An 11,593-nucleotide genomic window follows, 5' to 3' on the forward strand; every position below is an offset into this window, starting at 1 on the left:
TGAGTGCAGTCATAAAGCCTTCAAAATATTGTTGTGCAGTTTGCTCAACATCTTGAATATCGGCCAATATAGGTCCTAAATCGCGGTACCACTTTGGGCTATGAGCCATTAATAAATACTTATAACGCGAATGAAACTGCATTAGTTTGTGTTTAGTGAGACCCGATTGAGTCATTTGCTTCCAATCGTTATAAGCAAATACACGGGTAAAAAAGTTTTCTCTTAATGGCAAGTCATGTAAACGTCCTTCTTCTTCTACAGGCAGAAGTGGATAGCGTTCCATTAATTTCTTTGCAAAAACACCTACGCCAGTTTTGCTACCATTATTGGTACCAATTTTGTACTCGGTGACTCTTTCCATGCCACAGGTCGGCGATTTGGCACATAAAATATAACCGCCAAGGTAATCAAGTTCTTCGACTTTAGCTTGGGAGTATTCATTAAGCTTGTCTGTCACATCGAGCGTTCCATCAGCACTGCGAATATGCACTACATCGCCATCCCGTATTTGACGAATACTTTTACGTGGTGTGCCCATGCCGATCGCCATTTCAGGGCAAACAGTGGTGTATTCAAAAAATGGTTCTATTTCTTGTCTACAGTAATAAGAGTTTTTGTGTCCGCCATCAAAGCGAACTTGGTTACCCAACAAGCAACTGCTGATCCCAATTTGGATTTTTTCTGGCACAAATGTATCGATATTTGGCATATTATGCACTCCTGTGGCAACCGTAATATTCCCAAAATGGGATAAAAAAGGTGTCATGCTAACAACGCATGCGATTAATTAAATATACGAGTAAAACACTCATTAAGTTCATTATTTATAGAGGTATTTATCACTTTTGCAAAATGAATCTTCATATTAGCCAAATAACGCACACAAAAAAGCAGAACCTAAGTTCTGCTTTATCATTTAGCTTCAACTCAACCTTCAGTCAATTTGCCCAGATTAAGCTTAAACAGGATTAACTATTAGCTTTATTTCCGACGCGTTCTAATCCCCACACCAAACCAATTCCCACCAGCAGACATACTATGGCTATGATCATTTGTGACGACTCACCAGTGATTTGTTCAAACTGAAACGGAGATAAATTTTGCTCAACCAAAGGCACTAATTCACCCTTAGAATTCTCGCGCCAACTGATCACTTGTTTCCAAGGCCAAATTTTACCCAGCGTACCGAGCATCAATCCCGTTAAAAATAATAACGTCATATCATGAAATTTACGTAACAAAGCCGATAACACATGACTAAAACTTAATAATCCGACCACTGCACCAATCGCAAAACAGGCTAAATAAACAATATCAAAGCCTTTAGCTGCCGCTAATACCGCAGGATACATCCCTAAAAGCAGTAAAATGAAGCTACCTGAAATACCGGGTAATATCATGGCGCAAATAGCAATCGCACCACAAAAGAAGAAGTTAAGATAACTCACCTGCATTTCGATAGGATGTAACACTGTAATGGCCCACGCAAAGGCGACACCAACAATAAACATGGCAATCCGAATAGCATTGAATTTGTTCACTTGCTTAAGCATATGAACCACGGAAAATAAAATTAATCCAAAAAAGAACGACCACACAGGAATAGGATGAGTAACCAATAGCCAAGAAATCAATTTAGCTAAGGTAAAAATACTGGTGAGGATCCCACCAAACACGCACACGAGAAAAGGACCATTAATGTGTAAAAAGGCGGCTTTAATGCCTTTTTGCTTAATAATGCCCACTAACGACCAGTTAATTTTGCGAATGCCATCCAATAACGGATCTAAAATACCGGTAATAAACGCAATAGTGCCACCCGACACTCCCGGCACAACATCTGCTGCGCCCATGGCCATACCTTTGAAATAATTCAATAACAGTGAGTCAGTTTTCAAAATTCATCCTTAATGTGTCTAATCACGTAAATTATACCTGTGCCCTTTGCAATGAGCGATGGAAAATATTCAACGGGGCTTTTCCGCAGGTTACAACAATGTTAATCTCGTCCGACCAGATAATAATTAGAGTTCATTTATGACCCCAACTAAACCCAATAAAGTCATGTCGCTGTATAAGAAAGTCACTGCTTATCCATTTGGGAAACAGATTTTCTCTAAAATGGTGTCTCGAATGGCGCCCTATTTTGGCACAGTACACCCTTACATAAGTGATTTACGCGTTAACCGCTGCGAATGTTTAATCAAAAAGCGCAAGAAAGTCCAAAATCATATTGGAACCGTGCATGTGATTGCCATTTGTAATGGCCTGGAAATGGCCATGGGCACGATGGCAGAAGCATCAATCCCGGCTCATTTACGCTGGATCCCTAAAGGCATGAGCGTTGATTACACAGCAAAAGCTGGCAGCGACATTTTATGTGTTGCAGAGGTAAAACCAGAACAATGGCAAGTGGGTGATATGTTAGTCGACGTAAAAGCCTATGACACTAACGGTGTTGTGGTGGTCCAAGGGCATATTAAGCTATGGATTTCAGAGAAACCTCAAAAATAACCAGGTAAATTAATCACCTTTATTCACTTTGCTAGGGAAGCATAATGTTAAAAAATGGTCTGGCGCAAGCTAACACAAATCATCTCGGTAAAATCATTCCTGTCGCAGTTTTACTGCTAATGCTGATCAGTTTATATGGTAGCTGGTATACCATTGATCAGGGCGAACGTGGGGTATTGCTGCGTAACGGTAAAATTATCGATACTGCAGAACCAGGTCTTGGATTTAAAATTCCACTAATGGATACCGTGGTTAAGATCTCAACCCAAACTCACACCGCAAACTACCAAGGTTTACAGGCGTATAGCCGCGATCAACAACCTGCCACATTACGCGCATCAGTCACATTTAGCATACCGCCAGATCGTGTTGAAGAAGTGTATGCTAATTTCAAAAGTATCGACTTAATGGTGTCGCGTTTACTCGACCGCCAAGTACCAACCCAAATTGAGAATATTTTTGGTAAGTATACGGCTATTTCAGCCGTTCAAGAGCGTATCAAGTTTGGTATTGATGTGACTGACGCCATTACTAAATCGATTAAAGGCCCAGTGACCATTAATTCGGTACAGATTGAAAATATCGACTTTAGCAACGCATACGAGAAATCAGTAGAAGACAGAATGCGCGCAGAAGTAGAAGTACAGACACAATTACAGAATCTTGAAAAAGAGCGTGTTAGTGCCCAAATTGCCGTGACTCAAGCACAAGCTGAAGCAGACTCACAATTGGCCCGCGCAATAGCCGAAGCTGAAAGTATCCGTATTAAAGGTAACGCAGAAGCATCAGCCATTAAAATTCGTGCTGAAGCACTAGCGCAAAATCAAAATTTAGTTGAATTAACTAAAGCGGAACGTTGGGATGGGCGCTTACCAACAACTATGCTACCTACTGGTACTATCCCGTTCCTTGAAGTACAAACAACCAAATAAGCCTGCCGACTTACTTCACAAAATACTTAACAAACCAAGCGTGCGGCATTACGCTGATCGCTTGGTTTTTTATAATCGTTCCCCTTCCCTAAACGCATTATCTAGTTGCATTACCGTATTTGGCTGGTAATCTCTAACAGCGCCTCTTTAATGAATAAAGAGGGTTTATAAACAGCTAAAAGCAAAAGGAATTCAGCGATTAACACTGCAACGAACATGGATGAGCATAACGCTCCAATCAAACAAGCACGTTTGGCTAATCTTGACGCTATCAGAGGGCTTGGCGTATTAGGTATTTTCTTCCTTAATATCTATTTTATGGGCAATAGTTTTTTCGGTTACGCTCCTCATGAGGTTCAACCCACCAGCGACATTATCCTGCTCATTTTTAGCAATTTCTTCTTAGAAGGTCGTTTCTTTAGCCTATTTGCGATGATTTTTGGGGTAGGAATGTTAATCCAATACCAACGCAAGCAAATGAGAATGGACACTGCCACCACTAGCCAGCGGAATAAACGCATAAAATGCCGTCTGTATTGGTTAATTGCCTTTGGCGTAATGCATGCTATTTTCATCTTTCCTGGCGATATATTATTGTCTTATGGTGTCAGTGGATTATTGGCTTTTCGCTACATTAGCCTCAGTGCTGATGAGTTAATCCGTAAAGCTAAATGGTTTATCTTTTTATCATTAATCCCCATAGCACTTATTTCGCTCATGCCTGACGATCAAGTTTATTCACGAGATTCAGCATTCTTCATCGAGCAACTTGCTGCTTGGACTGGTAGCTACCAACAACAACTGACCCTGCACCTAACCATGTTTGCATACATGCTAGCGGTTATTCCATTAACGTTAATGTGGTATATCACCGGCCTAATGCTTTTAGGGATGGCGTTATATAAACGCAATATCTTTGTTGATGGATTGGATAATAAAACCCTGTGGCAATGTGTATTTTGGGCCATCACATTAGCATCATTAGACTCGATATTAAGTCTAAGTGGCAATCAGATGTTGGAGTCGATGTCAGATCTTTTATTGTGGTTCAGCGCTATTGCGACGGCTTTGATTTACATCCACATTATCGTCAAATTTTGCAAAAATACGCCACATAGACTAAAACTACTGCAAAACGTCGGGCGGATGGCGTTTAGTTTGTACATTCTCCAGTCAATAGTCGGTATTTTACTGTTACGTTATATCGCACCAGACTGGCTGTACTCACTAGACAGGATAGGTTACGTCTCAATTGCGATTATCTACAGTGTATTTCAACTGTTGTTAGCGGATGTCTATTTACGCAAATTCAACCAAGGCCCATTAGAAAAGCTGTGGCGTGTGTTAGTCTCCCGCACAAGCTAATGAAACATATACACTTAAAAGAAGAATCTATGCAACTACCATTGTGTGCAATGCTGATTGATCTCATCAGTATGACGAAATCAATATGATAAAATTAATCTCACAGAGCAGGCACTAAAATGAATAAGTTTGCTTGGTTGATGTTGCTGCTCATTGGCGCTATTTTTGCCACTATTCAGCCCTGGTTAGCTGGGGTATACGGCTTAATTAATCTGGTCACTTTTAGTTTGTATTATCGTGATAAATCGGCCGCTAAACAGGGGCAATGGCGCATAAAAGAAAGCACCTTACAGTTTTTTTCTTTAATTGGCGGCTGGCCAGCAGCGCTACTCGGCCAGTATCACTTACGTCATAAAACCCAAAAATCGTCTTTTAAACGGATATTGTGGTGTTGCATCGTACTCAACTCAGTTGGAGTCAGCTTATTGTGTTATCAGCAGTGGCATCCGTTATTCGATGCATACCGTTAAGCTGTTGGTTCAATTATCGCTTCAATCGTGTTGATGAGTATTAGCTCAGCAATTTTTACGCTAAACTAGTCGCACTATCTACCCAACAATTCGAGATCAATTAAATGCGTATGATTTTAGCCGTTCTGGTCATTGCGGGCGTTATTTTTTATTTTTTCACTCAATCTAACAATTCTAAAGCCGCCAAAGAAAACATTGAGAAAGGTAAGATTTTTTTAGCTGAAAATGCCAAACGCGAAGATGTAATCCAAACCTTATCTGGCCTGCAATATGAAGTGCTCGTTAAAAGTGAGAATACCGAACACCCTAGCGCAAAAAGCAAAGTTACCGTGCATTACCACGGCACACTCATTGACGGTAGCGTATTCGACAGCTCTGTTGATCGCGGCGAAACAATCAGCTTTGGCTTAAACCAAGTGATCGCCGGTTGGACCGAGGGTGTACAACTCATGAATATTGGCGATAAATTCCGTTTTTATATTCCAAGCCAATTGGCTTACGGCAATCGCTCAACAGGTAAAATTGAAGGTGGCTCAGTACTGATTTTTGATGTTGAGTTATTTGAAATTAACTAAAAATTAAATAATAGATGACATAGTTTTCACACTAAGAACTACACCAAAAATCCAAAGCCTCCATAGCGGAGGCTTTTTGCTATTGCTTGACTCATACCACTTAGCTAATTTTTCTTAATCCTCCAGTTCCCCGAAAACAACTTAATAAAAACTCATAAATCTGCAGCTTCAAGGATTCTCCGTCCGAAGTGTCCGAAATAGCGTGATAAAAATGCCGTAGTGACATCATGGCCTTTATAACACATCCATGTGTTTCAAGGCATGTAGACTCCTGTCTTGCAGATATGACACAGACTCAGGGGTACATGGTCGTTCAGTGACATCCATGTCATCACGACATTCGTCAGTCCATTCACATCAGATGTACCATCTGAGCCGTTAGGCGATTTTTGTTATGCTATGAGGATCAACACTTTGTCGGAGCTGCTGGGGTGATCCAAGAGGGGAAAGCAGTGTTTCCCTTCTTGGTCGGGTGTGGGCGAAGCGCCACGACGTTAAGCTGACTATATTTGTCAGTGATAATTAAAAAAATATCATGCTAGATAAAACGGATCATCAATCGACTTCGCTGGCGCTGTAAACCATTTAGGCCCTTGCGCTGTCATGTAAAAATGGTCTTCATGACGGATCCCAAACTCCCCAGGTACACATAACATTGGCTCGTTGCTAAAACACATACCAACCGCCAGTGGTGTAACATCATTACGCACCAAATACGGCCATTCATGAATATCTAAACCGATACCATGACCAGTACGATGAGGTAAACCTGGCACGTTGTAATCTGGACCAAAGCCTGCGGCTTCTAACACGACACGAGCAGCTGCATCGACGTCACCACATAGGGTTCCTAAGGTAGCAGCATCAAACGCAGCAATTTGTGCATCTTGCTCAAGTTGCCATAATTGACGCTGACGAGCATTAGGCTCACCAAATACATAAGTGCGAGTAATATCAGAGTTATAGCCTTGTAACTGGCAACCGGTGTCAATCAATACCGTGTCATTTTTTTCAAGCGCTTTAGGTGATTTAACCCCATGCGGATAAGCAGTATCTTCACCAAATAGCACGATACAAAAATACGAACCTTTGGCTGCGCCCACGGCATAGTGAGCTTGGTTAATAAAGTCTTCCACTTCCGTAGTGGTGATGCCTTCACGTAAAATACTGGCAGTGGCTTTATGCACTTCAAGTGTCATGTCTTTAGCGCGTTGCATTAAGGCAATTTCGGCAACCGACTTAATCATCCGACATCCTGCCGTTACTGTTGTCGCACTTACAAATCGATGCTGTGGAGCTGCTTGGGCAATGCCATCGCTAATAAAAAAGGCGGTTGACTCATCAATACCGATCTTTGCTTGGCTCAAGCCGATGTTATCCAGCACATCGGCAAATAATTGATATGGGCTTTCATCTTCATGCCACGTATTTACTTGACCTTTAATGGTCATATAACCCTGTAACGTGTCGAGTTCAAATGCAGGTGCAATATACTGAACTTCACCCACAGCGGGGATAATAGCACCCACCATACGTTCGCTAGAAAACCAACGAGTACCCGTAAAATAGTACAAATTAGTTCCAGCATTCACATAGATTGCTTCTAAACCATGTTGCGCCATCAATCGTTGTGCATGTTGAATTCGTTGATTAAATTCATCATCACTTATCGCTGCTACACCGTGAGTCATATTAGTGAGTGTGGCTAATGCTTGTTGCGGGCTAACGCCGCCGACACCGATTGTCATAGGTTTTCCTTTGGTTATTTTTATTGTTATTTATCTAGAGTCTGTGGAAATCAAATCGTCTTACCTTGTTTAAATATACAAGATAATCAATATCAACAAGGATACCGCCTGTATCGCTTTGTTACCATTGTATACAATATAAGTTTACAATTTTAAACTGCTTGCTCCACATTATATCAGCGACTTAACTTGCCAGTTTGCCGTCACGCTTGCGATAATCGCAGTTCATTCTACAGAGCTGAGTTCATCAGTCGCCTCCAACGGAGAAACCATGTTCAATATTATTGCTACGCGTCTTAACGCCATTCGCCAACAGCTTGAAGTAAACCAAATAGATGCATTCATCATTCCTCGCGCTGACGAATATTTAGGTGAGTATGTCCCTGCTCGTAATGAGCGTTTACATTGGGCCACTGGCTTTACGGGGTCTGCTGGCATGGCTATCGTGTTAAAAGACCGCGCAGCAATATTTACCGACGGCCGTTACACAGTGCAAGTACGCCAACAAGTAGACGGTAACTTATTTGAATATTTAAGCCTGTATGACGACCCGCAAATTGACTGGTTAATTGATACATTACCTGCAGGCTCGAGCGTCGGCATCGACAGTCGCCTACATACCCTAGCTTGGTATCAACAAACTAAAGCGCAATTTGATAAAGCCCAAATCAATTTAGTTGAAGTGGATAACAACCCGATTGATGTCAGTTGGTTAGACCGCCCTGCACCGTCAGCATCCACCATGACTTTATTTAGTCACCAAGACGCTGGACGTAATAGCGTCGAGAAACGTCAACAAATTGGTCAGCTGGTTAATAAGCAAGGCGCCGATGTTGCCCTTATTGCCGCATTAGATTCATGTTGTTGGTTACTGAATATCCGTGGTAACGATGTTCCACGCTTCCCCGTCATACTTGGCTGCGGATTATTATCGACCAATGGCGACATGACCTTTTTTACCGATTTAACTAAAGTGCCGCAAAATATTGAACAGCATGTAGGTGCTGGGGTGAGCTTTAAAGATGAAGCAGAACTGGCAACCGTATTAGCGCAAATGAATGGCGTTAAGCTATTGGCCGATCCACATTCTGCCAACGCCTATTCGCAGTTACTGGCACAAAAAGGTGGCGCTAAACTGATTGTGGGTACCGACCCTGTTGCATTACCTAAAGCACAAAAAAATAACGCCGAATTAGCTGGTATGCGAGCGTGTCATATTCGTGATGGCGCTGTCGTTAGCCGTTTTTTAGCCTGGTTAGACAGCCAGGTTGAACAAAACATTATGCACGATGAAGCACAACTGGCTGACAAATTAGAAAGCTTTAGATTACAAGATTCGCTATACCGCGAGCCAAGCTTTGACACTATTTCAGCCACTGGTGCCAATGCCGCTATGTGCCATTACAATCACAATAATGGCACCCCAAGCACAATGACCATGGACAGCATTTACTTGGTCGATTCTGGTGCGCAATACTTAGACGGCACCACTGATGTTACCCGCACCATCGCTATTGGCAAAGTGACCGATGAACAGAAGAAAATGGTCACCCTGGTATTAAAAGGCCACATAGCCCTTGATACCGCTCGCTTTCCTAAAGGCACCTCTGGTGTGCAACTCGATGCATTTGCTCGTCAGTATTTATGGCAGCATGGTTTTGATTATGACCACGGAACGGGCCATGGTGTCGGTCACTTTTTAAGTGTTCACGAAGGCCCGCAGCGCATTGGTAAAAACGTCAATGGCGTGGCATTACTACCAGGAATGGTATTGTCGAATGAGCCTGGTTATTACCGCGCCGACGGTTTTGGTATTCGCATCGAAAACCTAGTCACCGTGCAACATTGCCAAGCATTGGCAGGTGCAGAACGTGAAATGTATGAGTTTGATGTATTAACCCATATACCAATGGATGCACGCTTAATCGATAAGTCATTGTTAACTGATTTTGAAGTGAACTGGTTTAATCAATATCAGCAAAAAGTTCGTCAAACCTTAGCGCCATTAATGCAAGGTGACGAGTTAGCATGGCTCAATAAAGTGACTGTCGCGATTTAAGCGCCATCCAATTCAGCATAACCCGTTAGCATTAAATATAGGGCTTTGGACCAATAACACGTCCAAAGCCCTTTTTGTTAAAGCACCATCAAGTGCAAACTAAGTCACCCAAAATGCTAGGGCACTATCTCCGCGGCAATACTTTTCCTCGTCATAACCAACATACTTATTGCCAGATTTGCGATGAATTGAGCATTCGAAAATGTCCTCTACCGAGCTTACTCATAACGATTTACAGCGACTTCACCAATACGACTTCGCCACTAATACTCAGCAATAACAGCTTAGGATGACCAAAGTAGATCTTGAACTCGCGCCAGTTAATCGACCTACTCACAGCAAACACAATTATCCCTAAACAATGGTATTAAATTGCTATACCAAGGGCGGTAATCCGTTATAAGTGTTGAATACTCAAAGGCAGTGATTACAACAGCGAGTGACTTTTATGGTGAGATATACGAGCAATCTGTTTTTGGGGTGCGTTTTTTACCCATATAGCAAAAAATGTTAGCCGCTTCCTATTTCCACATTGTTGATTGTTGTAAACTCCGCGCCGACAAAGGCTGTGTTGGTAAGAGTAAATTTTACCAGACATGTGTATAACAAATTTGTTTATCACAATATTCGCAGGTCACTAACGCTATATGCGTCAAGTGGATCTCTCACCCAAGTATTTCTCGTTTGGGGCTCTACCTGCCATAGCCGTGTCGCCAATGAATGACCATTGGTTAACTCATCATTTAAGAGATCAAAAGGTATCATCACTATGAAGTCTGAACAGACTCTCTCTAACACTGCTGTTTCTGATTCATTTTTGGATCGCTATTTCAATATTTCTGCCCGAGGAAGTACCTTAAAACGTGAAGTCATTGCTGGCTTAACAACGTTTTTGGCTATGGTTTATTCGGTAATTGTAGTGCCAAACATGTTGGGCACTGCTGGGTTTGACCCTGCGGCGGTGTTTATCGCTACCTGTTTAATTGCCGCGTTTGGTTCGTTGCTCATGGGGCTATGGGCTAATTTACCTATGGCCATTGGTTGTGCAATTTCACTCACCGCATTTACTGCATTTAGCATGGTGCTAGGCCAGGGAATATCGATTCCTGTCACCCTTGGCGCTATTTTCCTAATGGGTATCGTGTTTACACTTGTGAGTGTCACTGGCATTCGTCAATGGGTGCTCACTAACCTGCCAACCGGTATTGCTCACGGTACGGGTATTGGTATTGGTTTATTTTTACTGCTTATCGCAACTAACAGCGTTAAATTGATTGTTTCAAACGATGCCGGTTTACCGGTAAAGCTTGGTGATATTAATAGCTTACCGGTTATCGCTACAATTGTTGGTCTTGCTATGACGATAGGGCTTGAGCGCCGAGGCACACCAGGTGGCATATTGCTGGTAATCGTCGGGTTATCGATCTTTGGGTTAATATTTGATCCTAGCGTAACTTATCAAGGCCTATTTGCTTTGCCTGACTTGATGTCTGAAACATCGCTAATTGGTCAGCTCGATATTATGGGCGCACTCAATCCAGTGGTTCTGCCTATTGTGTTGGCGTTAGTGATGACCGCTATCTTCGATGCCACAGGCACAATTAGAGCGGTTGCAGGGCAAGCGGAACTTCTCGATGATAAAGACAATATTGTTGGTGGTGGTAAAGCACTGACATCAGACTCAGTCAGCAGTATTTTTGCAGGTGTGGTCGGCGGCGCCCCGGCGGCAGTTTATATTGAATCGGCTGCAGGAACCGCTGCGGGTGGCAAAACTGGCCTGACAGCGACCATCGTTGGCATACTATTTTTGATGATGATGTTCTTAGCGCCGTTAAGCTTTTTGGTACCGGCTTATGCTACTGCGCCAGCGCTGATGTATGTTGGATTACTGATGCTAAGCAACGTTACCAAACTTGATTTTGACGATAAA

General features: G+C 42.4%; 10 protein-coding genes. 7 read left to right on the forward strand and 3 right to left on the reverse strand.

Translation table 11 applies throughout. The features are described 5' to 3' along the window. The coding region (locus CXF78_RS05095; protein WP_102036169.1) for a YbgA family protein at window positions 1-709 on the reverse strand (709 nt) is incomplete at its 3' end. A gap of 259 nt (window positions 710-968) precedes the next feature. Then, complete coding sequence (locus CXF78_RS05105) at window positions 969-1,859, reverse strand: polyprenyl-phosphate transporter (protein ID WP_041413678.1); 891 nt, start codon at window positions 1,857-1,859, stop codon at window positions 969-971. A gap of 178 nt (window positions 1,860-2,037) precedes the next feature. Here CXF78_RS05105 and CXF78_RS05110 point away from each other — a divergent pair, with 178 nt between their 5' ends. From CXF78_RS05110 to CXF78_RS05130, 5 genes are all read left to right on the forward strand, one after another. Then, window positions 2,038-2,514: a hotdog fold domain-containing protein gene (locus CXF78_RS05110; RefSeq protein ID WP_011638485.1), complete on the forward strand. Its 477-nt coding sequence runs from the start codon at window positions 2,038-2,040 to the stop codon at window positions 2,512-2,514. A gap of 44 nt (window positions 2,515-2,558) precedes the next feature. Further along, entirely contained in the window at window positions 2,559-3,446 is an 888-nt protein-coding gene (locus tag CXF78_RS05115; protein WP_101088779.1) for a prohibitin family protein, read from the forward strand. A gap of 216 nt (window positions 3,447-3,662) precedes the next feature. Further along, window positions 3,663-4,811, forward strand: coding sequence for a DUF418 domain-containing protein (locus CXF78_RS05120; RefSeq protein WP_102036171.1), 1,149 nt, complete (start codon window positions 3,663-3,665; stop codon window positions 4,809-4,811). 119 nt (window positions 4,812-4,930) lie between these two features. Further along, complete coding sequence (locus CXF78_RS05125) at window positions 4,931-5,281, forward strand: DUF1294 domain-containing protein (protein ID WP_102036172.1); 351 nt, start codon at window positions 4,931-4,933, stop codon at window positions 5,279-5,281. A gap of 104 nt (window positions 5,282-5,385) precedes the next feature. After that, entirely contained in the window at window positions 5,386-5,856 is a 471-nt protein-coding gene (locus CXF78_RS05130) for a BamJ family beta-barrel-assembly machinery protein (RefSeq protein ID WP_102036173.1), read from the forward strand. A gap of 533 nt (window positions 5,857-6,389) precedes the next feature. On the opposite strand, the gene CXF78_RS05135 is transcribed toward CXF78_RS05130, so the two are convergent. After that, entirely contained in the window at window positions 6,390-7,604 is a 1,215-nt protein-coding gene (locus CXF78_RS05135) for a M24 family metallopeptidase (protein ID WP_059747969.1), read from the reverse strand. 271 nt (window positions 7,605-7,875) lie between these two features. Here CXF78_RS05135 and CXF78_RS05140 point away from each other — a divergent pair, with 271 nt between their 5' ends. Beyond that, on the forward strand, window positions 7,876-9,663 hold the full coding sequence (locus CXF78_RS05140; protein ID WP_102036174.1) for an aminopeptidase P family protein: 1,788 nt from the start codon (window positions 7,876-7,878) through the stop codon (window positions 9,661-9,663). A gap of 769 nt (window positions 9,664-10,432) precedes the next feature. After that, on the forward strand, window positions 10,433-11,593 hold a 1,161-nt coding region (locus CXF78_RS05145; protein ID WP_102036175.1), incomplete at its 3' end, for an NCS2 family permease.

This window comes from Shewanella sp. 11B5 (assembly GCF_002836795.1).
Classification (GTDB): Bacteria; Pseudomonadota; Gammaproteobacteria; order Enterobacterales; family Shewanellaceae; genus Shewanella; species Shewanella frigidimarina.

Bases quoted from the DNA above. Each gene is read 5' to 3' on its own strand.
- CXF78_RS05140 (WP_102036174.1), top strand. From the start codon at position 7,876: ATGTTCAATATTATTGCTACGCGTCTTAACGCCATTCGCCAACAGCTT.
- CXF78_RS05110 (WP_011638485.1), top strand. From the start codon at position 2,038: ATGACCCCAACTAAACCCAATAAAGTCATGTCGCTGTATAAGAAAGTC.
- CXF78_RS05105 (WP_041413678.1), bottom strand. From the start codon at position 1,859: ATGGCCATGGGCGCAGCAGATGTTGTGCCGGGAGTGTCGGGTGGCACT.
- CXF78_RS05125 (WP_102036172.1), top strand. From the start codon at position 4,931: ATGAATAAGTTTGCTTGGTTGATGTTGCTGCTCATTGGCGCTATTTTT.
- CXF78_RS05135 (WP_059747969.1), bottom strand. From the start codon at position 7,604: ATGACAATCGGTGTCGGCGGCGTTAGCCCGCAACAAGCATTAGCCACA.
- CXF78_RS05130 (WP_102036173.1), top strand. From the start codon at position 5,386: ATGCGTATGATTTTAGCCGTTCTGGTCATTGCGGGCGTTATTTTTTAT.
- CXF78_RS05115 (WP_101088779.1), top strand. From the start codon at position 2,559: ATGTTAAAAAATGGTCTGGCGCAAGCTAACACAAATCATCTCGGTAAA.
- CXF78_RS05120 (WP_102036171.1), top strand. From the start codon at position 3,663: ATGGATGAGCATAACGCTCCAATCAAACAAGCACGTTTGGCTAATCTT.